The organism is Pseudomonas sp. KBS0707 (genome assembly GCF_005937945.2).
In the GTDB taxonomy this organism is placed as follows: domain Bacteria; phylum Pseudomonadota; class Gammaproteobacteria; order Pseudomonadales; family Pseudomonadaceae; genus Aquipseudomonas; species Aquipseudomonas amygdali.
Genome location: NZ_CP041754.1, coordinates 3,702,159 through 3,728,058, shown reverse-complemented (window position 1 = coordinate 3,728,058; position 25,900 = coordinate 3,702,159). Strand labels below are relative to the sequence as shown.

23 protein-coding genes and 1 pseudogene are annotated in these 25,900 nt (G+C 57.0%); 12 read left to right on the top strand and 12 right to left on the bottom strand.

Going from position 1 to position 25,900, the window contains the following annotated elements; genetic code table 11:
• Positions 1-30 precede the first annotated feature (30 nt).
• Entirely contained in the window at positions 31-1,146 is a 1,116-nt protein-coding gene (gene zapE, locus FFH21_RS17460; RefSeq protein ID WP_004665791.1) for a cell division protein ZapE, read from the top strand.
• 3 nt (positions 1,147-1,149) lie between these two features.
• Here zapE and rarD read toward each other — a convergent pair.
• Positions 1,150-2,021, bottom strand: a pseudogene (gene rarD / locus FFH21_RS17455) (EamA family transporter RarD).
• A gap of 224 nt (positions 2,022-2,245) precedes the next feature.
• On the opposite strand from rarD, the gene FFH21_RS17450 reads away from it, so the two are divergent.
• Positions 2,246-3,397, top strand: a complete 1,152-nt coding sequence (locus tag FFH21_RS17450; RefSeq protein ID WP_011169045.1) for an MFS transporter — start codon at positions 2,246-2,248, stop codon at positions 3,395-3,397.
• A gap of 6 nt (positions 3,398-3,403) precedes the next feature.
• Here the strand turns inward: FFH21_RS17450 and FFH21_RS17445 are convergent, their stop codons facing one another.
• Both FFH21_RS17445 and FFH21_RS17440 read right to left on the bottom strand, forming a co-directional pair.
• Entirely contained in the window at positions 3,404-4,237 is an 834-nt protein-coding gene (locus FFH21_RS17445) for a PhzF family phenazine biosynthesis protein (protein WP_011169044.1), read from the bottom strand.
• A gap of 128 nt (positions 4,238-4,365) precedes the next feature.
• Positions 4,366-4,677, bottom strand: coding sequence for a PACE efflux transporter (locus FFH21_RS17440; RefSeq protein WP_230383657.1), 312 nt, complete (start codon positions 4,675-4,677; stop codon positions 4,366-4,368).
• A gap of 18 nt (positions 4,678-4,695) precedes the next feature.
• On the opposite strand from FFH21_RS17440, the gene FFH21_RS17435 reads away from it, so the two are divergent.
• The 3 genes from FFH21_RS17435 to FFH21_RS17425 all read left to right on the top strand — a co-directional run bounded on the left by FFH21_RS17435 (position 4,696) and on the right by FFH21_RS17425 (position 8,158).
• On the top strand, positions 4,696-5,541 hold the full coding sequence (locus FFH21_RS17435) for a LysR family transcriptional regulator (RefSeq protein WP_050772295.1): 846 nt from the start codon (positions 4,696-4,698) through the stop codon (positions 5,539-5,541).
• Between the two features lie 97 nt (positions 5,542-5,638).
• The gene (locus tag FFH21_RS17430) at positions 5,639-5,857 is read left to right on the top strand and encodes a DUF6434 domain-containing protein (RefSeq protein ID WP_011169042.1); all 219 of its coding nucleotides are present in this window, start codon (positions 5,639-5,641) and stop codon (positions 5,855-5,857) included.
• Positions 5,858-6,064: 207 nt separating this feature from the next.
• Positions 6,065-8,158 carry a PAS domain-containing sensor histidine kinase gene (locus FFH21_RS17425; RefSeq protein WP_011169041.1) on the top strand — a complete coding sequence of 698 codons (2,094 nt, stop codon included), beginning with the start codon at positions 6,065-6,067 and terminating at the stop codon, positions 8,156-8,158.
• 12 nt (positions 8,159-8,170) lie between these two features.
• Here FFH21_RS17425 and FFH21_RS17420 read toward each other — a convergent pair whose 3' ends face one another.
• Together FFH21_RS17420 and katB are read right to left on the bottom strand one after the other, a co-directional pair.
• The gene (locus tag FFH21_RS17420) at positions 8,171-8,731 is read right to left on the bottom strand and encodes an ankyrin repeat domain-containing protein (protein WP_011169040.1); all 561 of its coding nucleotides are present in this window, start codon (positions 8,729-8,731) and stop codon (positions 8,171-8,173) included.
• A gap of 61 nt (positions 8,732-8,792) precedes the next feature.
• Positions 8,793-10,298, bottom strand: coding sequence for a catalase KatB (gene katB / locus FFH21_RS17415; protein ID WP_041924592.1), 1,506 nt, complete (start codon positions 10,296-10,298; stop codon positions 8,793-8,795).
• A gap of 567 nt (positions 10,299-10,865) precedes the next feature.
• On the opposite strand from katB, the gene FFH21_RS17410 reads away from it, so the two are divergent.
• The 3 genes from FFH21_RS17410 (at position 10,866) to FFH21_RS17400 (ending at position 14,436) form a co-directional block, all read left to right on the top strand.
• Positions 10,866-11,591, top strand: coding sequence for a GNAT family N-acetyltransferase (locus tag FFH21_RS17410; RefSeq protein WP_011169038.1), 726 nt, complete (start codon positions 10,866-10,868; stop codon positions 11,589-11,591).
• A 184-nt stretch (positions 11,592-11,775) separates the two neighbouring features.
• Positions 11,776-13,416, top strand: coding sequence for a methyl-accepting chemotaxis protein (locus tag FFH21_RS17405; protein WP_004657015.1), 1,641 nt, complete (start codon positions 11,776-11,778; stop codon positions 13,414-13,416).
• Positions 13,417-13,554: 138 nt separating this feature from the next.
• Positions 13,555-14,436: a CAP domain-containing protein gene (locus tag FFH21_RS17400; protein ID WP_011169037.1), complete on the top strand. Its 882-nt coding sequence runs from the start codon at positions 13,555-13,557 to the stop codon at positions 14,434-14,436.
• A 28-nt stretch (positions 14,437-14,464) separates the two neighbouring features.
• Here FFH21_RS17400 and FFH21_RS17395 read toward each other — a convergent pair whose 3' ends face one another.
• The 3 genes from FFH21_RS17395 to FFH21_RS17385 all read right to left on the bottom strand — a co-directional run bounded on the left by FFH21_RS17395 (position 14,465) and on the right by FFH21_RS17385 (position 17,478).
• On the bottom strand, positions 14,465-14,893 hold the full coding sequence (locus FFH21_RS17395; protein ID WP_011169036.1) for a nuclear transport factor 2 family protein: 429 nt from the start codon (positions 14,891-14,893) through the stop codon (positions 14,465-14,467).
• A 141-nt stretch (positions 14,894-15,034) separates the two neighbouring features.
• Positions 15,035-16,663: a methyl-accepting chemotaxis protein gene (locus FFH21_RS17390; RefSeq protein ID WP_005744511.1), complete on the bottom strand. Its 1,629-nt coding sequence runs from the start codon at positions 16,661-16,663 to the stop codon at positions 15,035-15,037.
• Between the two features lie 185 nt (positions 16,664-16,848).
• Entirely contained in the window at positions 16,849-17,478 is a 630-nt protein-coding gene (locus FFH21_RS17385) for a TetR/AcrR family transcriptional regulator (RefSeq protein WP_011169035.1), read from the bottom strand.
• A 224-nt stretch (positions 17,479-17,702) separates the two neighbouring features.
• On the opposite strand from FFH21_RS17385, the gene FFH21_RS17380 reads away from it, so the two are divergent.
• The gene (locus FFH21_RS17380; protein ID WP_019741579.1) at positions 17,703-18,221 is read left to right on the top strand and encodes a DUF3237 domain-containing protein; all 519 of its coding nucleotides are present in this window, start codon (positions 17,703-17,705) and stop codon (positions 18,219-18,221) included.
• 58 nt (positions 18,222-18,279) lie between these two features.
• Here FFH21_RS17380 and FFH21_RS17375 read toward each other — a convergent pair whose 3' ends face one another.
• From FFH21_RS17375 to FFH21_RS17365, 3 genes are all read right to left on the bottom strand, one after another.
• Complete coding sequence (locus FFH21_RS17375) at positions 18,280-20,400, bottom strand: TonB-dependent siderophore receptor (protein ID WP_081002699.1); 2,121 nt, start codon at positions 20,398-20,400, stop codon at positions 18,280-18,282.
• Between the two features lie 110 nt (positions 20,401-20,510).
• The gene (locus tag FFH21_RS17370; protein WP_011169032.1) at positions 20,511-20,948 is read right to left on the bottom strand and encodes a GNAT family acetyltransferase; all 438 of its coding nucleotides are present in this window, start codon (positions 20,946-20,948) and stop codon (positions 20,511-20,513) included.
• Positions 20,949-21,002: 54 nt separating this feature from the next.
• Complete coding sequence (locus tag FFH21_RS17365; protein ID WP_041924591.1) at positions 21,003-21,947, bottom strand: alpha/beta hydrolase; 945 nt, start codon at positions 21,945-21,947, stop codon at positions 21,003-21,005.
• 363 nt (positions 21,948-22,310) lie between these two features.
• Here FFH21_RS17365 and FFH21_RS17360 point away from each other — a divergent pair, with 363 nt between their 5' ends.
• The 3 genes from FFH21_RS17360 to FFH21_RS17350 all read left to right on the top strand — a co-directional run bounded on the left by FFH21_RS17360 (position 22,311) and on the right by FFH21_RS17350 (position 25,580).
• Positions 22,311-22,793: a GNAT family N-acetyltransferase gene (locus FFH21_RS17360; RefSeq protein WP_002554160.1), complete on the top strand. Its 483-nt coding sequence runs from the start codon at positions 22,311-22,313 to the stop codon at positions 22,791-22,793.
• Positions 22,794-23,252: 459 nt separating this feature from the next.
• Positions 23,253-23,513: a DUF1652 domain-containing protein gene (locus FFH21_RS17355; RefSeq protein WP_002554159.1), complete on the top strand. Its 261-nt coding sequence runs from the start codon at positions 23,253-23,255 to the stop codon at positions 23,511-23,513.
• A gap of 666 nt (positions 23,514-24,179) precedes the next feature.
• Positions 24,180-25,580 carry a hypothetical protein gene (locus FFH21_RS17350; RefSeq protein WP_011169030.1) on the top strand — a complete coding sequence of 467 codons (1,401 nt, stop codon included), beginning with the start codon at positions 24,180-24,182 and terminating at the stop codon, positions 25,578-25,580.
• A 108-nt stretch (positions 25,581-25,688) separates the two neighbouring features.
• Here the strand turns inward: FFH21_RS17350 and csrA are convergent, their stop codons facing one another.
• The gene (csrA, locus tag FFH21_RS17345) at positions 25,689-25,877 is read right to left on the bottom strand and encodes a carbon storage regulator CsrA (protein ID WP_002554157.1); all 189 of its coding nucleotides are present in this window, start codon (positions 25,875-25,877) and stop codon (positions 25,689-25,691) included.
• Positions 25,878-25,900: the final 23 nt, after the last annotated feature.

Genomic DNA, 25,900 nt, shown 5'->3' with positions numbered 1-25,900 from the left:
CTTTTCTCTGATACCGAAGGTGTGTGCCTGATGGATGCCGTTTCCCCGCTGCAAGCCTACGAACGTGCCGTCCAGCGTGGTTTTCAGCCTGATCAGGCGCAGTTGCAGGCTGCCCGACAGTTGCAGGCGTGCTATGAGGCCCTGGCCGATGCGCGGGGTCGGGCACAGGGCGTCTATTTGTGGGGGCCGGTCGGGCGCGGCAAGACCTGGTTGATGGACCGCTTTTTCGAAAGCCTGAGCGTGCCGGCCCGGCGTCAGCATTTTCATCACTTCATGCGCTGGGTGCACAAGCGCATGTTCGAGCTGATGGGCACGCCTCAGCCGCTGACCGTGGTCGCCAAAGAGCTGGCGCGGGAAGTGCGGGTGATGTGTTTCGATGAGTTGTTCGTGACTGACATCGGCGACGCAGTGATTCTCGGTGGGCTGCTGCAAGTGATGTTTGAAGAGGGCGTAGTGCTGGTCTGTACGTCCAATCAGCCACCGGAAAAGTTGTACAGCCACGGCCATAATCGTGAGCGCTTCCTGCCAGCGGTCGCCGCGATCCTGAAATACATGAATGTGGTGGCGGTCGACGGCGGCGAGGATCATCGCCTGCACCCCGGACAGTTGCACCAGCGTTACTGGGTTGCACAGGCCGGTCAGCCAAGTGCATTGAAGGGGATATTCGAAGCGCTGAGCGCTGGCCAGCCGGTTCACGACTCGCAGGTCATGCTCGGCTATCGCAGCATCAATGTGGTTCAGCATTCCGATACGGCAGTGTGGTGCCGCTATCGCGACCTGTGTGAACAACCGCTGGCGGCGATGGATTTTATCGCGTTATGTGATCGTTTCTCGGTGATTCTGCTCAGCGAAGTGCCGCCCCTCAGTGCCGCCCAGCGCGAGGCGAAGATTGCCCGTGGCACCGAGGATGGCGTGGAGCAGGTGACGGCAGGCGACCGCGAGCTGCCGCAGTTATCGCCCAACGACGACGGCGTGCGACGTTTCATTGCGCTGGTGGACGAATGTTACGACCGGCGCATTCCGCTGTATGTCGAAGCGCCTGTGCCGATGGACGAACTGTACACCCAGGGTTATCTGTCGTTTGCCTTTCGGCGCACCCTGAGTCGGCTTCAGGAAATGCAACTGGAGCGTTTCACCGAGACCTGAGCTTCAGGCTGCATCCCGACGGCGCTGGGTCAGCACGTGTTTGGCACCTTCGATCATCAGCACCACGACGGCCAGCCAGATCGGCAGGTAAGTCAGCCATTCATCGCGGCCGATGCTCTCGCCCAGCAACAGGGCGACGCCGACCAGCAGCACCGGCTCGACATAACTGAGCAAGCCAAACAGGCTGAACGGCAGCAAACGGCTGGCAACGATGTAACTGACCAGTGCCGAGGCACTGATGACCCCGAGCACGGGAATCAGCAGGTACGCTGGATGGCTTGTGGATGACCGTTGGCGATAAACCACAGGCCAATGGGTAGCATCAGCAGCATGTCGAACCAGAGCCCGCCGAGGTGGTCTGTCTTGAGCTTGCGTCGCAGCACGAAGTACAGCGGATAACCGCCCGCGACCAATAGCGTCTCCCAGGAAAAGCTGCCCAGCCGCCATAGCTCATGGCCAACACCGATCATGGCAAATACCGCCGCGACCTTTTGCAGATACGAAAGGTGCTCGCCGTACACGATGCGGCCGGTGAGAATCATGCTCAGCGGCAGCAGGAAATAACCCAGCGATACCTCCAGACTGCGCCCGTGCAGCGGTGCCCACATGAAGATCAGCAACTGCGCGCCGAGCAGCACCGAAGACAGCAGCAGCGCGAAGATCAGCAACGGTTGCCGCCTGAGCCGGACAGTCACTTCGCGGACTCGCCGCCAGTCTCCGCTGACCAGCATGAACAGCGTCGCGCATGGCACGGTGAGCAGCATGCGCCAGCCGAAGATCTCTTCACCGTCGAGCGGGGTCATCAGTGACGTATAGAAATACATGACTCCGAACAGCGTTGACGCCAGGATCGACAGCACTACACCTTTGTACACGACGGCCTCCGCGACAGCTGATTGGACAGATTGCGCACCTGTCTGGTGCGCGTGGTCGTCAGTCTACTGGCCTGAGGTGCAAAAAGCTGCAAATCGGACGGCCCTTGCACGACGATGGAACGAGCCCCATGCAAGTGCATCAGAGGTTTTGGCTAATCGATCAGCTTTGTTAGGCTGTCGCGCTGGCCGGTGTGACCGTACTCGGCAAATTACAAGGAGCATGCATGACCTCTTTCAGCACCGCAGCCCAGGATGCCAAGGCTCGGGCGGAGCAGTCTTCGACGCGTATCGCGTTTTTCATTGCCGGTTTCAGTGTCGCCTCTTGGGCGCCGCTGGTGCCTTACGTCAAACAGCGGATGGGCCTTGATGAGGGCACGCTCGGGCTTTTGTTGCTGTGCCTCGGCGTAGGCTCGATTCTCTCGATGCCGTTGGCCGGTGCGCTGGCAGCGCGGTTTGGCTGTCGGCGGTTGCTGGTCTGCTCGACGGTGTTGATCTGTCTGTGTCTACCGCTATTGGCGACGATATCCAGTCTGCCGCTACTCATAGCGACGCTGTTCCTGTTTGGCGCGAGCATGGGGGGTGTGGATTGCACGGCCAACGTTCAGGCGGTGATTGTCGAGCGTGCCAGCGGCAAGACCATGATGTCGGGATTCCACGGCCTGTTCAGCCTCGGTGGGATTGTCGGTGCCGCGGGTGTCGCCGGCTTGCTCAGTCCGGGCATCTCGCCGTTCACGGCGATGCTGATCGTGGTATTTCTGACGTTGGTTGCGCTGGCCAAAGCGGCGCCGAATCTGTTGCCTTACGGCAGTCCGGCCGATGGGCCAGCCTTTGCCATCCCGCGTGGCGTGGTGCTGTTCATCGGCCTGCTGTGCTTCACCGTATTTCTGGCCGAAGGCGCAATGCTTGACTGGAGCGCGGTATTCCTGACCTCGTTGCGTGGTGTCGAAGCGTCGTATGCCGGACTGGGCTATGCGGTATTCGCCGCGACCATGACCCTGGGGCGGTTGTTTGGCGATGCGGTGGTAAAACGGGTGGGCTCCAATCGAGTGATCATTCTTGGCGGGCTGTGTGCCGCAGCGGGGCTGGCCGTCGCGACATTGATCCCGGTCTGGCAGGCGGCGCTGCTGGGGTATGCATTGGTAGGCGCGGGTTGCTCGAACATCGTACCGGTCTGCTACAGCGCAGTCGGTCGGCAGAAGACCATGCCGGAAAGCGTGGCGATTCCGGCGATCACCACGGTTGGTTACGCCGGGATTCTGATCGGTCCTGCGGCAATCGGTTTCATCGCCCATGTCAGCAGCCTTGAGCTGGCGTTCATGATCGTTGCCGTGATGCTCTTGGGCGTGGCTATCGGCGGCAGCAAGCTCAGGACCTGATTCTGACTACAACGTGCGCGCCATCCCCGACACCCGGATCGAACTCCCGGGCTGCTCGGGGATTTCCGCGCGCAGACGTGATGGGCTGCCCATGTCCTCGGCCTGAATAATGTCTATCAGGCCACCGTGCGGCCAGCCTATATCGCGCAGATAACCACCCAGGGCCGCCGTGGCCGCACCGGTAGCCGGGTCTTCATAAACGCCGCCGAAGGCAAACGGGTTGCGAGTGTGGAACAGCTGTTCGGTTTCGGCCCATACCAGCAAAATAGTCGCCCAGCCTTCGCGTACCATCAGCTCTCGACCGGCCTGCTGGTCATAGTGCATAGCCTTGAGCTGTGCCCGGCTGTTCAGCGCGAGCACAAGGTGCCCGGCACCGCCGTTGATATGCGCTGGCTTGATGCGATCATCCAGATCGTTGTGCGTATAGCCGAATAGCGCCAGGGCCTCTTCCAGCAACTGCGCGCTGATCGGCTTGCTGAAGGTCGGTGGCGATTGCAGTGCTGCCGAAGTCAGGGAGCCTTGCGCATGACCCTCGACAGTGATCTGCGCCTGATTGAGCGTCAGGTTGAACACGCCGTCGCCTTGCCGTGCCGCCAGCGCTGCGCCCAAAGCGATGGTCGCGTGTCCGCAGAACGGGACCTCTGCCAGCGGCGAGAAATAACGTACACGCCAGCAACCTTCCACAGGAGCGGCAAACACGGTTTCGGAAAAGCCGACCTCGGCGGCAAGCTGCTGCATGACGAGGTCATCGGGCAGCGCATCGCCAATCCAGACGCCTGCCGGGTTTCCACCGCGATCGCCATCGCTGAATGCCGCCAGTTTGAGTATTTCAGTTGTCATTGAAGGGTGTCCTTGCCGTGGTCATTGGGCGACAGTGTGCAACGGGGCTGATTTGATAATCCAGTGAGAAGAACTGATGCGGTGCATCTATATAGCTGATGCCTGAGCGCCCGCGCAGACCTCTCCTCTCAAGGCACCTCACACCTGGCCATACGCCGCTGCACTACACGTTCACGCAGTGCGTCGTAGGCCCAATTGAACAGCATGGTGTAAGGCAGAAACATCAGCAGCAGACCGATATCCAGCCAGAATGCTTCCATCAGGCTGATCGTCAGCCACCATGCGGCCAGTGGCACGACGGCCAGAATCAGTCCGGCTTCGAAACCTGTTGCGTGCAGCACGCGAGTGGTCAGGCTCATGGCAAACCCGTACCTGTTGCGCAGTCTGTCGAACAGGGCGTTGTAGAGCATGTTCCAGAGCATGGCGATGGTGGAGATCATCACTGTCATGGCGCCCAGATTGCCGCGCTGGGTTCGTTCAGTGCAGCTGCACGCCGTCTGGGCAAGAGTCAGTCGACGATCAGTGAAGCAATTGCGCGCCTGGAAATCGATTTTGGGCTGGAGCTGTTCGATCGCTCTTCCAGGCAGCCGGTTTTGACCGAAGCCGGGCGGGTCATGCTTGGCCGTGTCGATGATCTGTTGTGCGCCTCGGACCGACTGCGCCGGGCTGCTGCAAGGCTTGCGGCGGGCGTCGAGCCAAGGCTGACGCTGGTGCTGTCGGACGCCAACCAGTTCGCTGATTTCGAACGGCTGATGACCGAGCTGGATCAGCGCTTTCCAGAGCTGGAGATGGAATGCGTGTTCGCCGAGCACGGTGATGCCATCAGCCTGGTGCAGTCGGGCAGGGCATCATTGGGGCTGCTGTCGGCGCAAGCCAGCTACCCACCGGAGATCGGTCACGCGACCATCGACGAAAGTGCCGATTTCGGTCTGTTCGTCTCGCATAAACATCCGCTTGCCGCGCTGGAACGGGTCGATTATCAGCAACTGGCGGGTTACCGCGCATTGCGCCTCAACACGCTGGTCGAGCACAGCATCCCCACCGACGACCTGCCCACCAGCGGCCATCGTCATTGGTCAGCGCCCAATTACCTGCTGTTGATGGACATGGCTGCCTTCGGTTTTGGCTGGTCGGCGTTGCCGCGCTGGCTGGTGTCGCGCTATTCGGGCGGGCTGCTCAAAGAGCTGAAAGTATCTGGCTGGCCGCGTCGCTCGGCGGTCGATGTCATCTGGTCATTCCAGCGCAGCCTGGGGCCAGCAGGTGCATGGCTGCTGGAGTCGTTGGTGCCGTTTGCCGGAGAGTAAGCGGATCGGCTCTCATAACCGGCAGTCAGCAGTCGCGGGGCTTGCTGATTTCCAGCTATAAAGCACAGACTTTCAACACTGTCGGGTAGGGTAACGCATGACATTCGACTGGCACTCCGATCCTGTTACACGTGATACCCCGGTGGACGACCGCTACCGAAATACGCAGAACGTGAGGCGCTTCATGACCGGACAATGCGGGCCGTCGTTCAGGTTCGACCGACCATTCATGGCGTGGATCACTAATGGCGAGCCCAAAAACATGGGCCAGGTCGTGGATGAATGGTTGCGTCTGCGAACAGCAGGATCGGAATGAGCTGACGTTGTGGCTGTTGGAGGGCTGCCCGCCCGGGCTCGCTCTGTCTGTATCAAGAAGCACATACCGCTCTGACTTTTCGAAAATCATCGATTTTCGAGTGCAAAATGCCATTATTTTTGCAACCGAGCGTTTTTTCTCGTAGCGTGCTCGTGCCGCCCTGCCTGAAGGGAACGCGGCGCAACCCACACCGCAGGTGCCTCCGCCGTGACCCCGACAGATCTACAACATCTCCATAGCCGATTATCGGCTCTGGAGCAGGAAAACGCCTCGCTTAAAGATCGCCTGAGCGTCAGTGGTCAGGAGGCCGAAAACGCCCTGGCGCACTCTCAGGAGCGTTATCGTTTTCTGTTCAACGCGATGGATGAAGGCTTTTGCATCATCGAGTTCTTTGACGGCCCGCATGGCCCGATGAGTGATTACATTCATATTGAAGCCAACCCGGCTTACGAGTATCACGCGGGTATTCCCAATGTGGTGGGCAAGAAGCTGCGCGAGATGGTTCGCGAAGAGGCGGATGGCTGGGTCGAGTTCTACGGCAAGGTATTGCGCACCGGTGAGCCGGTCCGCTTCGAGCGCGAGCTGGTGGCGACCGGACGCTACCTGGCACTGACCGCGTTCCGCATCGAGCCGGCCAGCCGCAAGCAGGTAGCGGTGTTGTTTCAAGACATCACCGAACGCAAGCGCGCAGAGCTGGCGTTACAGCAGATGAATGAAACGCTGGAGGCTCGTATTGTCGAGGCCGTCGCCGAGCGCAATGTGCTCGCCGATGTCGTCAATGGCACCAATGCATTCATCCATGTCATCGACGCCAATTACCGCTGGATGGCCATCAATGGCTCAGCGCTACGCGAGTTCGAGCGTCTTTTTGGCGTCCGTCCTCAGGTAGGCGACAATATGCTCGACCTGCTGGACGACTGTCCGCAGAGCAAAGCGGGCCTTAAGCAGCGCTGGACGCGGGCGTTGGCAGGCGAGGAGTTTGCCGAAAGCGTCAGCTTCAGCGATTCGAAGGATCCGGCCAGCCACTTCGAAATGCGTTACAGCACGCTTCGCGATGCACAAGGCCAGGCCATTGGCGCGTATCTGTTTGCCTACGATGTCAGCGAACGGTTGCGAGAGCAGGAACGCCTGGCTCAGGCTGAGGATGCCTTGCGCCAGTCGCAGAAGATGGAAGCGGTTGGTCAGTTGACTGGCGGTATCGCCCACGACTTCAACAACCTGCTGACCGGTATCACCGGCTCGCTGGAACTGCTCAAGACGCGCATGAGCCAGGGCCGTTTCACTGAAATAGATCGCTACATAGGGGCTGCGCAGGATGCATCCAAGCGTGCAGCGTCGCTGACTCACCGGCTGCTGGCGTTTTCACGTCGACAAACGCTTGACCCCAAGCCGGTCGACATCAACCGGCTGGTGATCGGGATGGAAGAGCTGATTCGACGTACGGTCGGACCTCACATCACGCTGGAAGTCGTGACCTCAGCCGGGTTATGGTCGACGTTCATTGACGCCCCGCAACTGGAAAATGCGCTGTTGAACCTGTGTATCAATGCCAGGGATGCCATGCCGCGAGGCGGGCGAATCACCATCGAAACCGCTAACCGGTGGATTGACGAGCGCGGCTCCCAGAGCCGGGACCTGACACCGGGGCAATACCTGTCGCTGTGTGTCAGTGACACCGGTACCGGCATGTCGCCTGAGGTTATCAACCGCGCGTTCGACCCGTTTTTCACCACCAAGCCACTCGGGCAGGGCACGGGTCTGGGATTGTCGATGGTGTACGGTTTTGTGCGCCAGTCCGGTGGGCAGGTGCGTATCTACTCTGAACCTGAGCAGGGCACGACCATGTGCCTGTACCTGCCGCGTCATTACCTTGGGGCTCCGGAAGAGGTCGAGGCTGTCGAGACTTGCGAATCGGCGCCTGCGCAGACCGAGCGTACGGTGATGATTGTCGACGATGAGCCGACCATCCGCATGCTGGTGGCCGAAGTACTGGAGGATCAGGGGTATATCCCGATCGAGGCGGGCGAGGGCGCGTCTGCGCTGAAGATGCTGGAGTCCGATATGCGTATCGACCTGCTGGTAACCGACGTCGGGTTGCCTGGCGGCATGAACGGTCGGCAACTGGCGGATGCTGCGCGCATCATTCGACCAGACCTTAAAGTGCTGTTCATCACCGGTTATGCTGAGAACGCCATCATTGGTAACGGCCATCTGGATCCGGGGATGTGGGTGCTCACCAAGCCGTTCACCATGGACGCGTTCGCCAGCCGGATCTACGAAATGATCGAACGCAAGGATTGAGTCCAAAAAACGTCAGCGGGCAGGCAGTGTCTGGAATTCGCCTTTCGACAAGCCCTGCACGTCGTTGCCCATGCTGTCACGGATGGTCAGGTCGGCACCTTGGTCGGTCAACGCCTTGAGCACTTCAGTGCGTTTGAACAGCGCCGCGTACATGGCCGCCGTCTGCCCGGCATTGTTGGTCAGGTTTGGGCCGCAATCGGCCTGAACCAGGCGCTTGGCGATGCTCAATTCACCCTTGAAAATTGCGCCCATCAGTGCAGTGTTGCCGCGATTGTCCTTGGCGCAAGGGTCAGCACCGGCATTGATCAGGCGTTCCACCGAATCTTCATGGCCGTGATAGGCGGCCAGAATAAGGCCGGTATAGCCCTGTTCGTCACGCACGTTGAGGTCGTAATGGGCTTCGATGAAGGTGTCCAGCATCGGGTTGTTGCCTTCACGGGACGCGTCGAAAAACAGCGTGCGCAACTGGCTGGCGGTCTGTTCAGCGGTCAGTTCGGAAGCGGGTACAGGGGCGGGTGGGGTTGCGTTTGCGGCTGCAGCAAACAGCAGCAAGGCATAGATCAGATTTTTCACAGGCGTTCTCCTGGCTGGAACCGCCCCGGCGTCGTAAACGCCGGAGCGGGACATCAGATCATCAGTCTTTGAGGCTTGCAGCCAGCGACTTGACCTTGCTCAGATCGCCCTTGGCGACTTCGGTTACCCGAGTGCCGTAGTCCGGATCTGCCTTGTACAGGAACGACAGCATAATGTTCTTGCTTTCGGTGTCGGTGTCAGCCAGCGACTCGCCAAAACTCTGTACCAGGTCGGTCTTCTCTTTAGGGCTGTAGGAGCGATACAGATCACCCGCCTGCTTGAAGTTCTGCTCACGCGTGATCTTCGCCTGCTGGGTGGTGCCGCTGATCGGCAGTTCGCTGTAGCGCGCTTTTTCGTCGGCTGGACGTGGCTCCAGACGGCTCGGCTCATAGTTGACGCCGCTGGTGGTGTGACCGGTATTCAGAGCACCGTCCTGATTACCATTGTTCACCGCAACCTTGGGCTGGTTGACCGGCAGGCTCAGACCATTCGCGCCCAGGCGATACATCTGGGTGTCGGCGTAGGAGAACACACGGCCTTGCAGCAGACGGTCCTCGGAAGGCTCGATACCAGGAACCAGGTTAGCCGGGGCCATGGCGACCTGTTCGGTTTCCTGGAAGAAGTTGTCGACGTTCTTGTTCAAGACCATCTGACCGATTTTCTTCTCAGGGACATCAGGCCAGATCTTGGTGGCGTCCAGAGGGTCGAAGTCGAATTTCGACAGCTCTTCAGGCTTCAGGACCTGAACGTACAAGTCCCATTTCGGGAAGTCGCCTTTTTTGATGGCACCGACCAGATCGTTGGTCAGATGGCTGTAGTCCTTGGACTGGACCTGAGCGACTTCTTTCGGATCAAGGTTCTTGATGCCTTGCAGGGTCTTCCAGTGGAACTTGACGTAGTGCACTTCGCCTTTGGCATTCACCAGTTTGTAGGCGTGTACGCCGTTGCCGTCCATGAAGCGATAGCCTGCAGGTGTACCCTCATTTGAATACAGCAGTGTCAGCGTACGTGTGGCTTCTGGAACATGCGAGAAGAAGTCAAAGCGACGCGAATCGTTGTCCAGGTTGGTACGCGGGTCAGGCTTGAAGGCGTGGACCATGTCCGGGAACTTGATGGCGTCACGGATGAAGAAGGTTGGAAAGTTGTTGCCTACCAGGTCCCAGTTACCGTCTGCCGTGTAGAACTTGGTGGCGAAGCCGTGTGGGTCGCGCAGGGCTTCAGGCGAGTGGTTGCCATGGACAACGGAGGAAAAGCGCACGAAGACCGGGGTTTTTTCGCCCGATTTGAACACCGTGGCCTTGCTCAGATCGCTGATATCGGCCGATGCGGTGAACTCACCTTTGACACCCGTGCCGCGAGCGTGGACCACGCGCTCCGGAATACGCTCGCGATCAAAGCGCTGCAGCTTTTGCAACAGCTGCACATCTTGCAGCAGGACAGGCCCTTGGGCGCCTGCAGTCTGAGAGTTCTGATTGTCGCCGACGACGGCACCATTGTCGCGGGTCAGGGTGTCTGCTGCATAGGCGGTCGGAACCGTAACGAGACCGACTGCAGTCAAACACACCATGTGTCTGGACCAGTTTAATAACGGCATTTTGAATCCCTCATATTTTTAGTAGGCCGGTTTATCTTAGGCGCGTGAGGGCAGGGCGGTGATTATAAAAATATATCGGGGTGATTAAGATAAATACTGAGAGGGGAGAGGAACCGAGTAAAAACTTTCACAATTAGTTGAATAATTTCCTTGGATATGAGGAAGGCGGGCTACAGGTGAACGTATAAAAAATCATGGTTTTAGTTATGCATAACCATGAAAATAAAGGAATTTTTATTAAATGTTGGTATTAATCAAAGGCACGTTTAATCACGCCGTCTAGAGTTAATAGTAATCATTATCATTTTTAGGGTTCGTCAATAATAAAGTGCTGGCGTCCCGGTGTGGAACGATCGTGCAACTAAATAATGTGACATTCAAGATTGCTGGCTTTTTGATATTGTCTTCTGAGGTCGTCGTATAAGTTACAACTAAGTTATCCCGCGGCAAAGTGACATTATCGGTTTTGAAAGCGTTGACGCGCTATCATGTGGCCACACCTTGTGCAGCCACACCCCGTTCAATGGAGCCCCTCGTCTCATGCCCACCATCATGTTGCTACAAACCCCGCCACCGGAGTTCATCCGTAGCCAGATCCAGCAGATGGTCGTGGACTACGTGACCGACATCAGCATGGTAGCCATTGCGCCGAGCAATCCGCTGTACAACTTGTATCAGTATGGCGTGGGGTATGAGGTGCATCTCTACCTGAACGCCATGGACGGCTCGCAAAACCTGACGGTCGAGCTGATCGTCGCGCTGGACGATGAGGACCCGGAAACCGTATTGGGGTTTTTACTGTACCTGCCTGTGCAGGATGATCCACAGGCTTGTGCCGTGGCCTATATGGCGGTGCGCGAAAGCCATCGTCGCCAGGGCATTGCACGCTCGATGCTGAATAAGATGGTCGGCCGCTACCCGCACGCAGAACTGTATTGCGTGGTGGGCAAAGTGGCGTATTTCGAAGCGCTGGGCTTCCAGGTCCTGGGCGCACGCGGCCCGCAGGTCATCATGAACACGTTGGATCACGGAACGGATGGCCTGCTTGCGGTCATGGACATCGCTCCGATCTACAGCTCGGAGGAAGTGCGTCAGATTCATGCGTACCTGCTCAAACAGCACGGCAAGAGAGCGATGGTCGATGCAGAGAAGCAGCGTGACCGTCATCTCGACCGTATGACCCGGGATGCCAGGGCGTTCGCCGAGCAGCGTCTTGAAAACCCTGGCGTGCCGGAAGGTGTTGCGCAAGCGTCAAGGCTGCACTGACAGCCAGGGTGTCGCGCAGGCAGACCTGTATTGATAGACGGAAGTAGTTGCACAAGCGCTATCTATCAAAAAAGTGGGGAGTGCGTTGGAACGATCCAAATGGAGTGAAGTCATTATGACATCGCGACTATTTGGTCACTCTCAAGCACGGATGTCGTCCCTCATTCAGCAACAGGTAAGCCCCATGAATTTCCTGCGTCAGTCCAAGTTTTCGACCAAGCTTCTTTCAGCATTCATTGTTTGTGCACTGATCACACTGGCCGTTGGCGGCCTGGGCATGGTCGGGGTTACCCGCTTGGGCAACGCGCTTGAGCTTACCTTTTCCAACAACCTTGTTTCTGTCAGCAACACTAATGAAACGCTGACCAGCCTCACCGCTCACAACCGTGGACTGTACCGTTTGCTGGATGCGCAGGATGGCGGTGTTCCTGAAGCCGACAAGGAACGTGTTCGACAGGCGTTGAGCGAAGATCTGGCTCGCGCACAGAGGGTATTCGCGATTTACCGTGCCACGCCGCTGGAAGATGACGAGCGTGCCGCCGGTGACCAGTTTGAGCTGATGATGCCCGGCTACGTTGCCGGAGCCCAGCAGGTTGTCGATCTGATCAAGGCCGGTGATTACGACGCTGCCCGCACCCGACTGAACACACTGTCTTCGGAAGGCTTTACCAAGGTGCGCAGCTATTTGCGCATTATGATTGATTCCAACAACCGTCAGATCAAAGAGGGTGCTGCGGCTGCTGCCGATCTGCGGAATTCTTCGGTGATGATGCTTGAAATCGGCGTAGTCATCGCCTTTCTGGTGGCAATCATGTTGGGGCTGTTGATCACCCGCATGATTACCCGGCCGTTGGCGGTCGCGGTAGCAAGTGCTCAGCGCATTGCCGGTGGCGACCTGACCCAACCGATTGTTTCTGATCGTGGCGATGAGGCCGGACAACTGCTGGACGCACTGTCCGACATGCAGACCGGTCTGAAAAATACCATTCAACAAATTGCCAGTGCTTCAGACCAGTTAGCCTCTGCTGCCGAAGAATTGAGCGCCGTTACTGATGAAAGCACCCGCGGACTGACTCGCCAGAACGACGAAATCCAGCAGGCTGCGACTGCCGTGAATCAGATGACTGCTGCCGTGGAAGAAGTGGCGCGTAATGCGGTGTCGACGTCCGAGGCGTCGAAGGCTGCAACCGATGATGCAGTCGATGGACGTGGTCAGGTGGATCACACGGTCAAGGGCATCACCACCATGGTGCACGAGATCACCGAGTCCACTGGCGCTGTGTCAGAACTGGCCGGGCATGTGCGGGAGATCAGCAAGGTGCTGGACGTGATTCGCAGTATCGCCGAACAGACCAACCTGCTTGCGTTGAATGCCGCCATCGAAGCCGCGCGTGCCGGCGAACAGGGTCGTGGTTTTGCGGTGGTGGCTGATGAGGTTCGTGCCCTGGCACACCGTACCCAGGCCTCGACAGTGGAAATCGAAGGCATGATCAGCACCGTGCAGTCCGGAGCCGATGGCGCCGTTGCTGCGATGGGCAAGAGCCTGTCTCTGGCCACCAATACTCAGGAGCTGGCGCTGCGTGCCGGTGCCGCGCTGGAAAAAATCACCCAGGGTGTGGCGACCATCAACGAGCGTAACCTGGTCATTGCTTCGGCTTCCGAAGAGCAGGCCCAGGTCGCACGCGAGGTGGACCGCAACCTGATCAACATTCAGGACCTTTCGACCCAGAGCGCCGCAGGTGCCAACCAGACCAGCGCTTCAAGTCAGGAACTGTCGCGACTGGCCACCTCGTTCAATTCGCTGGTCGCCAACTTCAAGCTTTGAGCCGTTTCAACACGGTACTGTCTGGCGCACGTCTTTGCCTTTTCGGTGGCTAATTTCCGCACTGACATGAAAAAGGCGTTGCGCCCGACCGGGTCATTTCGCGCATCATAGGCGGACTCAGCCCGAGAGAGACTTTTCATGCCTGTCATTTTCAACACCCTGCGCCTGTCGCTCCCGAGAGTATCGTTATTATTTGTGGCCCTGCTGTACTCTGCAATCTTTGCCAGTGCTGCGTTGGCCAGCGACGATACGCAACTGATCGAATCCATCAACGCCTATCGTGGTCAGGCACAGCGCTGTGGCGAGCAGGTATCCATGGAGCTGCCGCCACTGACCAGTGATGCACGTCTGGTGCTGCCCGCCAGTGGCAATCTGGACCTGCAACAGGCGCTGACGCGTGCCTCCTATCCAATGGTCACTGTGCAGGCGATCAGTCTGTCCGGCCCAAATGACGCTGACTCGGCACTTAAAGCGGTGCTGGAGAGTTTTTGCCGGGTAGTGCTGGACCCGCAATTTGTCGACATCGGGGTTAGCCGGCAGGGGCGAGACTGGCGCATTGTCCTGGCACGCTCGTTGGTGGCTTCGCGTCTTGACGATTGGCAGGTAGAAGGGCAAAAAATTCTGGAAATGGTCAATAACGCCCGTACCCAGGCGCGTCAGTGCGGAACGCAATCCTTCGCTGCTACCACGTCACTGGTCTGGAACGCTGTTCTGGGCACTGCCGCACAACGTCATTCGCAGGCAATGGCCAATCAGAACTTTTTTGACCACAAGGATCGCGACGGCCGTACGCCTGGCGATCGGGCCGAACTTGCTGGCTATATAGGCCAGCAGGTCGGTGAGAACATCGCTGCAGGCCAGGACAGCGCGCGCAAGGTGGTGGATGGCTGGCTGCTGAGCCCCGGCCACTGCGCCAACCTGATGAGTCCTGATTTCCGCGAGTTGGGAGCAGCCTACGCGATGGACCCGAAAAGTGACGCAGGGATTTACTGGACGACGATGTTCGGCACGCAGCAGTAGCGCCTGCTGCTGCCTTGAACCGGTGGATTTAGAAGCGGAATGCCTGACGGCCGATGAGCAGCCATTGGCCATTCTGCTTTTGCCAGATCTCGAAGTTCTCGATTTCGGTCGGCACAACCTTGCCGCTGTTCACTGCCTGTGCCGAGAAATGATTGCGCACCAGGGCGGTATCGCCGGAAAGAATGATTTTCTGATTGAGCATCTTCAGTTCGTTAAAGGCGCTCTTGCCGGTCTCGATGTCTGCGATGAACGCTTTCTTGTCCTGAATGGTGCCGCTGGAGTGTCCATACGTGAGGTTGTCGGCGGTCAGCGCATTGAGTTGCTTTATGTCCTTGTGCCACATGGCTTGCGTGAGCTTGTCTACCGCCTTGGCAACATCAGTCTCGTCAGAAGTCGCCGCAGCGGCGTAGCCGGTAAACAGGCACAGAAACGCCATTAGCAGTGTCAGCTTTTTCATGTTCATCCCTTTTTCTTGTCGTTATTGAATGTGAGCGAAGCCCGCGCAGATGAGTAATTCATCTGTCGTCGTACAACTTAGATCAGGGCAGGCCATTCGACAAGGGGAGATGCCGGGAAGCGCGCTTCCCGGCGATAGAGCTTAAACGCGGAACTGCTTGGTAAGACGGTTCAGGCCTGACGCCAGCGTCGACAACTCGGCAGTGGCGATGGCGGTCTGATTGGAGCCCTCGGACGTCTGACTGGACAGGTCACGAATGCTGACCAGGCTCCTGTCGACCTCACGAGCAACCTGGGCCTGTTCTTCGGCAGCGGTAGCGATCATCAGATTGCGTTCGTTGATCTGGCTGATGGAGTCGGTAATTTCGAGTAGCGCCTTGCCGGCGCCATTGGCCATCTCCAGGGTCTTGTGTGCCTGAACGCTGGTCTGCTCCATGGCAGTGACAGCGTTGCCGGTGCCGGTCTGAATAGAGCCGACCATCTGTTCGATTTCGCGGGTCGATTGCTGGGTGCGGTGTGCCAATGCGCGTACTTCGTCCGCGACCACGGCAAAACCTCGCCCTGCTTCGCCTGCACGGGCCGCCTCGATCGCAGCGTTGAGTGCCAGCAGGTTGGTTTGTTCGGCGATGGCGCGGATCACATCCAGCACCTTGCTGATGTCCGTTGCCATGACCGCCAGGCCCTGCACCTCGGTTGAGGTGATCTGCACTTTGGAGACCATCAGGTTGATCGCCGTGACAGTCTCATCGACCTGCGCACGTCCGGCCATGGCTGCGGTGCTCGATTGAGACGTCACTTCCGATGCCGATGCGGCGTTGCTGGCCACTTCCTCTACCGCCGCGCTCATCTGGTTGACGGCCGTAGCTGCCATTTCGATCTCGTTGCTCTGACGCTGAATGGTGCGCGATGCATCTTCGGTGACTGCGTGCATCTCTTCGGAAGTAGCGGCCAGTTGAGTGGACGAGTCGCCGATGAGAGTCAGGGCACTGCGCAGGTTGGCTTGCATCAACGCCAGTGCGGCGATCAGTCTGGCCGCTTCATCACTGCCGTCTTGTGGAATGTCTTTGCTCAGGTCATTGGCCGCAATGCGTTGCGCAATGTTCAGCGACTCACCGATCGGTTGAGTCAGGCTGCGGGTGTACATCCAGGCCAGAAGCAGGGTAGTAATCACGCCGACCGCGATAAAAATACCCACCATCAACAAGGTTTGCTGATAAGCAGATTCGGCTTGATCACCCGCTTTTTCCGCTTTGCTGTCGTTGATGCCGATGAGTTTTTTCAGCGTGTTTTCGACCTGATCCGCCGCAACTTTCATGTCGCCATTGGAAATGGCAACTGCCCCTTCCAGATTGCCCGCTGCAACAGAGGCCAGGTAGCGATCCTGGGCTGTTTGATAGTCGGCGTTGGCTTTGCGGAGCTCGTCGAATGCCTGACGCCCTTGAGGGGTAACGATCAGTTTGCTGAGAGAGTCCGAAAGACCGGCAATCAGCGAGCGGGCCTGCTGAATGTCGCTAAGTGCCTTGGTCCTGCGATCCTGCGGCTCAAGGGGGTTACGAAGTCGGGCGTTATTGCCCCTGATACCGACAAACTCCCTGTCCAGAGAGCCGAGCAGTTTTACGCTGGGTAGCACGTTGGTTTCGATGAATTTTTCTGCTGTGTTGAGAAGTGCTGCCTGACGCAAAGCCAGCAGGCCCAGTGCAACGATCATCAGGCAAAAAATACCGAAGCATAAAGCCGAACGCGGTGCAAGATTGAGTTTTCGCAGTATCATTATTATTTCTCCGAAGTGGGCAATAGGCTATCGCCTGCCTTCGGGTTTTCTTGACGAGCTATACGGGCCCGGAATCGAGGTTTGAATCAGGTTGTCCGGATAAATGGTAAGCAAATATGTCACGGCCTGGCAGCTTTACATTTTAACCAGCATTTAAAGAGGGCTACCTGTCGCAGCCCGGTGAATCAGCGCTTTTCCATGCCCAGCATAAAAGTATCAATTGCTCGTTTGACCATGCTTTGAATCTGCTCGACGCTCAAGCGTGCGGGTGTTTGTTGATAGACGCGAATGTCGGTTTCCGCGGTCAGCAGCGAGGTGAGTTGCAGCGCTGCGATATGCGGATCAGTGGTACGTAGCTGGCCACGTTGCATGGCCGCATTCATCAGCGTCGTCACCGTTTGCAGGAATTCCCTGGGGCCTGAGTCATAGAACATTGTGCCGATGTCGGAGTGCCCGGATTCGGCCACTACCATGCGGTACACCGCCAACGCGCTTTCATCATTGATGAGTACCATCAACATTCGCTCCCCGAAGCGCGTGAACAGCGTTCGCAGGTCTAATTCTGCATCTGTGTCCTTGTCGACAGAGATCGCCAGTTCCGAAACGGCCTCGGCAAGATGAGCGGTTGCAACCCTGTTGACCACGGCGATGAACAGCTCCTCCTTGGAGGGGAAGTAGCTGTAGATCGTTGCTTTGGAGCCGCCCATCCGTTTGGTGACTTCATTCATCGACGCACGTTCGTAGCCCATTTCAAGGAAGACACTTGCTGCGGCATCGATGATGGCTTCGCGGCGTGCTTCAGTACGCACCTTCATTTATATCCTCAATCCCTTAGTGAACCGGGTAGTACAGTAAATGCAAAATTCTCTAGACTGGAACTGAACCGTTCGGTACGATTTCAGCCGGTTTCAAGGAGCTTACTGGAAAAGACAGCGCAGATAAATGCCGACGGATCGAGGCGCTCTATATTTTGCAAATCCGATGGCTGGGCCCAGCCATCCATTGCCCGAATTCATTCAACGATGGAGTGAACAGGTCCATGAACATCATCGATTTCAAGAAACCCGTCAAACGCTCTTTTCGTGGTAATACGGCAGTGGTGCCTCAGCTTGAGAAAGTGCTCACCGTCATTCTGAAGACCGACGTTCCTGTGCTTATGGGCATATGCAGCGATGGACTGCGTAGCAGCAGGATTCTGGGCGGAGAGTTCCATGCCGAATACTTCAGCGGCTTGGTGCAGGCTGGCGGCAGCAGTATGCAGGTTGAATTGTCATCCGAGCTTGCCTTTCTGGACACTCGTTTCACTCTGGTCACGCAATTGGGTGAATTGATCAGCGTTGAAAGCCAGGGTGTCCTGCTCATGGACGAAGTGGGTCAGCAGGAATTGCAGAACGGGGTCTGGCCGATCAGTGACGGCCATTACCAATGCACATGCACGCCGCGCTTCAAGGTTTCCCTTGGGCCTAATGAATGGCTGGAAAAGAGCGCCTTCATTGGCAAGACCGAATACATTCAAGACAATGAAACGCTGATCAGTTTTTATCGGATGAAGTCCTGATTCGTCCCATTGGTTAGGCGTGGAGCGGGCCGTTGCAGGCCTGCTCCGTTGTAACTGGTTAAAAAGTGACACTTGCGCTCAGGCGCGCGGTGCGCGGCTCGCCAACGTTGACCTGCAACTGGCTGCCTGTACTGGACGGGTAGTACTGCTTGTCGAACAGGTTATCGACGTTCAGTTGCAGGCGCGTCTTGTAACTGGCCATCGGCACATCCCAGCGTAGAAACGCATCGGCTACGGTGTAGCTGCTCATATAGAAGGTATTGGCATCATCACCAGCGCGCTCGCCCACATAGCGTGCGCCGCCACCTGCATGCCAGTCGCCCAGACCGGACGGGACTTGCAGATGGTGGGTGAGGTACAGGCTGGCTGTATGCTTGGGTGCCTGGCTAAGACGATTGCCCTTGTTGCTTGGATCATCCAGCACTTCGGTGTGGGTGTAAGCGTAAGTGCCGATCATGTCCCAGCGCTCGGCTATGCGCCCGGTCACGTCCAGCTCCATACCTTGTGAGCCGACCTTGCCAGCTGCTTCGCTGACGCCGGTCACGCCAGTGGGGGTGACGACGTTTTTCTTCTCGATGTCGAACACCGCGAGGTTGAGGTTTAGCGCCGGTGCCAGTGCATATTTGGCACCTACTTCGTAACTGCGGCCTTCTTCCGGGTCGAAGGTCGTGCCGTCATCGTTCACATCGTCGTTGGGCACGAACGAACGGCTGTAGTTACCGTACAGCGAGAGGTCTTCATTGACCTTGAATACCAGACCGGCCATTGGCAGAAATACATCGTCATTCTTGTCCAGATTGGTGACTCGGCTAGCACCAAGGCCTTGTTTGATGTACTGGTCATAATGCTGATAGCGACCACCCAGGACCAGAATCCAGCGGTCATCGAGGTGCCAGTTGTCCTTGAGGTAAATGGACGACGAGGTCAGTTGATTGCTCAGGTTGCTGGTGGTCGTACTGACGACACTGGGTTCAGCCAAGCTGCCGTAGCTGGGCGAAAAGATATTGAAGCCGTTTTGAGCCGTGTTGCGGTAGGTCTTGCCACGATACTTGTCGGAGTCTTCCTGCTCGGCACCGATCAACAGATCATGTTGCTGGCCAAGAATCTCTTGCTTGCCGATGAAGTCCCAGCTGGCATAACGCGTTTCATAATCATAGTGGCCGCCATTGGCCTGACGACGCAGCACACCACTGCTGGACAATGTGCTTGGCTGGGCAATCGAGAGGCTGTAGCGGTCGTTGTTCCAGCCGTAGGTCAGACGGGTTTTCCAGTCATCGCTGAGCTGATACTCGAAGCGCGCGGTTGCGGTTTCGCTGATGCCCACGGTATTGGCCCACTTTTCGTCGAGCCGCTTGTCATAGCTGATATCGGCCGGATGACCACCTGTGAACACCGTGCCGCGGTCGAACGGGCTGATGTAGTCGTTGTATTCGTAGGCGAGCGTCAGGCTGGCGCGTTCTCCGGTCCAGGACAACGAGGGCGCGATCAGGGTGTGCTGATCGACGCCATAGTTACGCCAATAGTCCTCGCTCTGACGCTCTGCCACCAGTCGGTAGGCCAGCCCGGAATCGCCCAGCGGTCCGGTGGTGTCGATGTCGAAACTGCCACCGCCTTCGCTGTAGGCCGAGCCACTGAGCGTGGTGCTTTGCACATATTGCGGTTGTTTGCTGATCACGTTGATCACGCCACCCGGCTCCATCGCGCCGTACAGCAGCGATGCCGGACCTTTGAGTACTTCAACGCGCTCGGTGGTGGCACCGAAGTTTTTCGATACCACCGAGCGTACGCCATCGCGCAGGATCGAGCCGTCGTCGTTGGTACCGAAGCCACGCTTGATCACCGAGTCCTTGGTGTTGCCCAGTGTGTTGCCCTGGCTGACGCCGCTGACAAACTTCATGGCATCGTCCAGTGAGCGCACGTTGTAGTCGGCGATGGTCTGCGGCGTTACCACATTGACCGACTGTGCCTCCTCCTTGATCGGTACATCACTTTTGCTCGCGGTACTGGTGCTTTCGGCGCTGTAGCCTTCCCGGCCTTCGGTAGCGGCGGCGGATACCTGGGTGGCAGGCAAGGTTGCGGTTTCAGCAGCATGCACTGCGCCGCTGGCGCACATCGTCAGTGAAAGTGCGGACAGCAAAAAAGGGCCGGGACGGCGAGGGCATTGGGAGGAGGTGCTCAAGGGAAATGCTCAGCAAGGACGTTAATAGCAATAATTGTAATTTGATACTGATTCTCATGTAAATAAATGATTAAGCCCGGTGCTCTGCAAACAGGGGCCTTTTCAGGTTATCAATGACTATCGACGTTGGCGTCAATCCGCTTGCCCATGCTGATGATGGGCTCGGGCGTGTACCCCAATGTTTGATAAAAAGCCTGCACACTTTCGTTGAACGTATAAATCTGCAGATTGATCTTGACGCAGCCAAGGTCCGTAAGAGCCTGTTCTGCGTGCCTGACCAGTGCTGTTCCCAGTCCTTTGCCACGCTGGTGCGGGGCAACTGCAACCGAATACAGCCAGCCGCGATGGCCGTCGTAACCGGCAAGAATGGTCCCGGTCACGCGGGCGTCCATGACGGCGACGAAAAACAGCCGGTCCCCGACAGCCAGTTCCTTGTCGATCGACAACTCCGGACGGTTATGCGGCATGGGGTCATTGAAGACGGTCTTCCACAGCTCGATGACGGCAAGGCGGTGATGCGGGTCTGAATACTCGACAATGCAGTTCATTGCGCGGTCTCTGAGTGATGAGCCCAGAGACTACTGCGTCGTGTCCGGCCATGTCTAACCGGCGTTCTTTGACGGCTGGTCCTGTGTTGTGACCCTGGGCAGTGATGCCGGTGTATCGAGTAACGTACGGATGGCCCGACTATAAGCGGGCTGTCCGATCTGCATGCTGTTGTTGTGTGTACCGCCAGGCACCAGTATCAGCTTCTTGGGTTCCTGCGCTGCTTCGAACAGCTGCTCGCTGAAGCGTGCCGGTACGTAGCGATCCTCGGTGCCGTGTACGATCAGCACTGGCATGTGGATGTCTGCAATCTTGTCCAGAGAGTCGAACTTCTGCGACAGCAACCAGCGCACAGGCAGCGAGGTATTGGCCAGCGCTGTGGCCACATCGGCCAGGTTGGTGAAGGTGGATTCTATTATCAGCCCGCGGGCCTGAATCGGCGCGTTGTCCTTTTCTGCGTCATTGCCCAGTTCGGCTGCCAGATCCACCGCAACTGCCCCGCCCAGCGAGTGCCCATATATAAGTTTGCGTTGCGGATCGGGCTGCAGTTGTTTCAGGCGTGCCCAGGCGATGCGTGCATCTTCGTACACCGACTTCTCGGATGGCAGCTGGCCCATGCTCTGACCGAAACCCCGATAATCGATTGCCAGTATCGAGTAGCCCTGCGCCTTGAGTTGCTGGATACGGAACAACTGGCCGGTGAGGTTCCATCTTGAGCCATGCAGGTACAGCACGGCCGGGGCGTTCTTGTCCGATGCGGGCCACCACCAGGCGTGGATATTCTGCGATGGTCCAAATGACGGTGTGCTGAGTTCGATCTCCTGCACATCGGCGGGCAGGCCGCTGTACCAGCTTGCGGTGCCGGGCTCAATGCGAAACACCAGCTCGCGTTCCTTGTGCTCAAGCACTGCACAGCCGACCGGGAGGCCAATAATGATGGCTAACATGCAGACCCATTTGATCGGACGAGCCTTGAAGCGAGCCAGGGGCGAAATCGGCATAAGACGCATGATCCAGTCAACAAAGTGAAATAAATGCCGGTTCTGCGTCAGGGTTGCAAGACGAACCACCAAACATGGGTTACAGAATATTGCACAGCGGGGTTCCGGGTATGTTTTCAAGCTGAGCAATCATGGTGTACACACAAACCCCTACGCTTCAATACGTTGCGCCAAGAGGTCCGAATGCAGCGTCAACAAAGGCGCTCAATAGCACAATTCGTTATTGAGGTGCCCTTTTCGATAGCCGGGGATTATGCTGTGAAGGGACAGGCGCTGTATTTTTGTCACCAGCTGTTGCCCAAATCGCCGATCTGCTTAACGTTTACTCGCGCTTTCTTCAATTTCTTCAAGAGGTTACCGCTCATGTTCCATCACCGCCCCCTGGAAGAAAAAGACATCCCCACAATTTGCGAACTGCCGCAGAATGCCGACGAACTGTTCTACATGTTCCCCAGAGCGACTTACCCGCTGACTGCCTCGCAACTCAGCGAAGCACTGGAGACCCGACACGACTCGACCGTCATCGAGATGGATGGCGAAGTTGTCGGTTTTGCCAATTTCTCTCAATGCAAATTTCGCGGCCGTTGCTCGCTGGGTAATGTGATCATCGCTCCGAAGGCCCGCTCCAAAGGGGTAGGGCGTTACATGATTACCAGTATGATGGGGATCGCATTTGACAAGCACGAAGCGACCGAGCTGATTGCATCCTGCTACAACCATAACGTCCCCGGGTTGCTGTTTTACCCGCGGATGGGCTTTCGCCCTTATGCCATCGAAGAGAAACGCGATAAACAAGGTGCCCGGGTGGCGCTGATCCATCTGCGTCTGTCTGGCTCGGAACAGTAAGTTTTTCATGCGGGGGCACGCACGGCCATTATTGCATCGGCCCGGGCGTGCCTTTTATCTTCAACCCGTTTTTCAAGCGACTCGATAACAGTGTCTGGTTATTTTTTCAGATAACGCCGCCCCGGCAGTCGACCGTTCGTCAGTATTTATGCTGTTTTCTAGTGTGACTTCTGTACGCCGTGATTCACGTCAGGCCGTAGTACGCTGGAAATCATTACGGTGAATCGTTTTTTCTGTTGATTCTTCAATAAGGGACAGCATTAAAAGGAGCAAGGATATTCGGTTGTGGAAGTTGCTAGAGGGGCTGCGAGAGGTGTATAACTCGTTTAAGCATAACGCGAATGACGACAGATAATTGGCGGGCTGGTCTGGGCCGTTTTTTAAAAGAGTCATCAACAATAAAAATTGTCAAAATTTGTCATGGTCGGGACATGCTTACACCCATAAGGAGATAAAGAGATGATTACGAGTGGACTGTCTGAGTTAGAACTCAGGAGTATCGTTGAACGTGCATTCCTGCCGTTGCGTTGCACCTGCACCATTGCCAACGATCAGATGACGGTGCAAATAAGCGATCCGGTGTCCGGGCGTACCCATCGTCAGACGAGCCTCCCGCTCAGCCGTATCAAGACTGTCCGGGATATCTCTGCACTGGTAGCCGGGTTGCGTGAAGAACCGGCAAAAGCCAAGGCGTCACAAGCGCATTACAGCGCTGCCTGATACTGCTTCATCCCTCTGATGCCCAGGCATCACGCAGCAGGGCCTCGATCAGTGTTGATCGGGGCCTTGTCGTTTGTGCGGTTACCGGTTCTACTTTTTCGGGCAAAACTCGCTGCCCGGTCGCACGTCAATTTAACAGCGTCGGAGTCATGCTGTTTCGGAGATGGGCGATAAAAAATAATAGAAATTCATGAAACTTTTTAACCGTCTTGAACCATGCGCACTTCAAGGTTTTAAAAAGGTACAAGCGCCGTGAAATCATCAGCTTATCGCGCACTATTGAACGGGTTGCTCAACGCTTTGCCTATTTGACACTTTTGCGTTTCTTTGCAACTATCCGATTGCCTCCTGAATGCGTAACGCATTGTCACGCTTTTCCACTTGATAAAAACGCCGCCTTAAAAACGGGCGGTAGCATTGAGCGGTTTTTTACTGCCCACTCCGTTACTTCAAGGTCCCGCCTGTTTTACCTGTTGTAACTTTCTGTAAAAAAAACACTGTTTCATGACGACTCATCACTTCAGTGAATGAGCTTTTTTCGGTGTTCGGTTGTATGTGTTTCGCCTCGAATCGTGCAGGGACGCTGGTTCGCCTGATCAGCCAGGCACTCGATCATCCAGAACTTCTGTGCTGCACCAACGTATGAAATGACGATGGAGCATCATCATGTTTGATAACGGTATGGAAACAACCTGCGGCTGCGTCGTCGGAGGGGCCGGTCTCGCCGGCATGGGTTTTTTGTTCAATGTCCTGAAGACCGGCGCAATGCCAAGAATTGCCGCGAAAGGATTGGTCGTCATTGATGCAAGCGACCGGCCCGGAGCAGGCGTGCTGGGGGAGTATCGGATTACCGCCAATTCTGTGGGCGATGTATTCATCGATTGCCTGCGCGATCCGGCCTTACGTGAGGTATTCGAGCCTTTGGAAAACTCGGCAGCGTATTGGCGTATCAAAGCGCAGGCGCAAAGCGCGCCGCAGCTGTCTGATGCCGGTCTGCTCATGGCCGAGGCCGCCAGGCTGGTACTGGACCACATCGTGCAACGCTACGGAGTAAAAGTCTGGTCCGGTACGACCATTAATGAAGTGGTCAGTGACGGCGACACATTTTGCCTGCACGTTGACGGTCCGTACGGCAAAAGACGTGTGCGCTGCCGGGCGCTGGTACTCAATCTGGGTGGGCGTCAGGACCCACAGCGTCTGATTGACGCTCTCGCCGGGCAGGGGCTGGCGCTGCCAGGCAATGTGAGTATTCAGAGCGCGGACAGGTTGCTGCGTATGAATGCGGTGCAATTACGCGAAGTGTTCGGTCCCGCGCTGGCCGGTAAAGGGCGAATCACGATTGTGGGTGGATCACACAGTGCCTTTTCAATGCTGGAAAATCTGGCAGATGCACTGGAGTTCGCGGGCTTGCAGAAACTGACGCTTATTCATCGAAGCCGCATCAGGCTGTTTTACGAAAGTGTCGAACAAGCACAGGCAGCTGGTTACCTTTTCGACGCCCAACACGATGTGTGTCCGGTATCAGGCCGGGTCAACCGCTCCGGCGGCTTGCGTTATAGAGCGCTGGATATTGGGCGCGAGGCGCTGTGTAGCGGCCGTGTCGGCAAGACGGGCGTGCGGGTGCAGATGTTTCAAACGCTGGGCGGGCGACCTGATGACCACGAGCCGGCCCGACTCGCGCTTGCCGACTCGGCGGTGATCGTGCAGTGCTCTGGCTATCAACCTGTGCTGCCGACGCTAAAAGATGCCGAAGGCAACTTCATCAGCCTGCGCGAGACAAAGGGCGGTCTTGAGTCCGACGCTTGCGGCTGTCCGTTGGACCAGCAGGGTCGTCGAATGAAGGGCCTGTATCTTTTTGGTCTGGGGGCCGGGCTTGGCGTCGATCCGCATCTGGGCAGTGAACCCGCCTTCGATGGACGTATCTACGGCGTCTGGCAGTTTCACCATGATGCAAGCCGAGCAGTGGTTGAGGCCGTCACCAGCAGGCTGTCCTGTCCAGCTGCTGTTCCCGAGATGATCGGTATGGACTTATTCATGCAGGCAGCGCTTCACATTCAGGCGGGTTAGGCAGCAATTACAGGTAAACAGCACCATAAAAAACGGCGCCCCAGGGACGCCGTACGGCTGTCTGCCAGTAAATGGCAAATCAACATTGAATAAGGGGTACTGCAGGAATTATTGTGGGTCCTGGTTCGGAGCCAGTTCTGCCTGGATACGTTTGTAGATTTCTTCACGATGCACTGAAACATTTTTTGGTGCATTGATGCCCAGGCGGACCTGAAGCCCTTGAACGCCAAGAATCGTGACAGTGATCTCGTCACCGATGTTTATGCTTTCGCCTACTTTGCGAGTGAGTATCAACATAATCTTTTCCTTGATGGCCTCTT

Bases quoted from the DNA above. Each gene is read 5' to 3' on its own strand.
- FFH21_RS17385 (WP_011169035.1), bottom strand. From the start codon at position 17,478: ATGAAGGTGCGTACTGAAGCACGCCGCGAAGCCATCATCGATGCCGCA.
- FFH21_RS17360 (WP_002554160.1), top strand. From the start codon at position 22,311: ATGTTCCATCACCGCCCCCTGGAAGAAAAAGACATCCCCACAATTTGC.
- csrA (WP_002554157.1), bottom strand. From the start codon at position 25,877: ATGTTGATACTCACTCGCAAAGTAGGCGAAAGCATAAACATCGGTGAC.
- FFH21_RS17400 (WP_011169037.1), top strand. From the start codon at position 13,555: ATGCCTGTCATTTTCAACACCCTGCGCCTGTCGCTCCCGAGAGTATCG.
- FFH21_RS17365 (WP_041924591.1), bottom strand. From the start codon at position 21,947: ATGCCGATTTCGCCCCTGGCTCGCTTCAAGGCTCGTCCGATCAAATGG.
- FFH21_RS17380 (WP_019741579.1), top strand. From the start codon at position 17,703: ATGAACATCATCGATTTCAAGAAACCCGTCAAACGCTCTTTTCGTGGT.
- FFH21_RS17405 (WP_004657015.1), top strand. From the start codon at position 11,776: ATGAATTTCCTGCGTCAGTCCAAGTTTTCGACCAAGCTTCTTTCAGCA.
- FFH21_RS17410 (WP_011169038.1), top strand. From the start codon at position 10,866: ATGCCCACCATCATGTTGCTACAAACCCCGCCACCGGAGTTCATCCGT.
- FFH21_RS17450 (WP_011169045.1), top strand. From the start codon at position 2,246: ATGACCTCTTTCAGCACCGCAGCCCAGGATGCCAAGGCTCGGGCGGAG.
- FFH21_RS17350 (WP_011169030.1), top strand. From the start codon at position 24,180: ATGTTTGATAACGGTATGGAAACAACCTGCGGCTGCGTCGTCGGAGGG.
- FFH21_RS17370 (WP_011169032.1), bottom strand. From the start codon at position 20,948: ATGAACTGCATTGTCGAGTATTCAGACCCGCATCACCGCCTTGCCGTC.
- FFH21_RS17440 (WP_230383657.1), bottom strand. From the start codon at position 4,677: ATGATCTCCACCATCGCCATGCTCTGGAACATGCTCTACAACGCCCTG.
- FFH21_RS17390 (WP_005744511.1), bottom strand. From the start codon at position 16,663: ATGATACTGCGAAAACTCAATCTTGCACCGCGTTCGGCTTTATGCTTC.
- zapE (WP_004665791.1), top strand. From the start codon at position 31: ATGGATGCCGTTTCCCCGCTGCAAGCCTACGAACGTGCCGTCCAGCGT.
- katB (WP_041924592.1), bottom strand. From the start codon at position 10,298: ATGGTGTGTTTGACTGCAGTCGGTCTCGTTACGGTTCCGACCGCCTAT.
- FFH21_RS17430 (WP_011169042.1), top strand. From the start codon at position 5,639: ATGACATTCGACTGGCACTCCGATCCTGTTACACGTGATACCCCGGTG.
- FFH21_RS17445 (WP_011169044.1), bottom strand. From the start codon at position 4,237: ATGACAACTGAAATACTCAAACTGGCGGCATTCAGCGATGGCGATCGC.
- FFH21_RS17395 (WP_011169036.1), bottom strand. From the start codon at position 14,893: ATGAAAAAGCTGACACTGCTAATGGCGTTTCTGTGCCTGTTTACCGGC.
- FFH21_RS17355 (WP_002554159.1), top strand. From the start codon at position 23,253: ATGATTACGAGTGGACTGTCTGAGTTAGAACTCAGGAGTATCGTTGAA.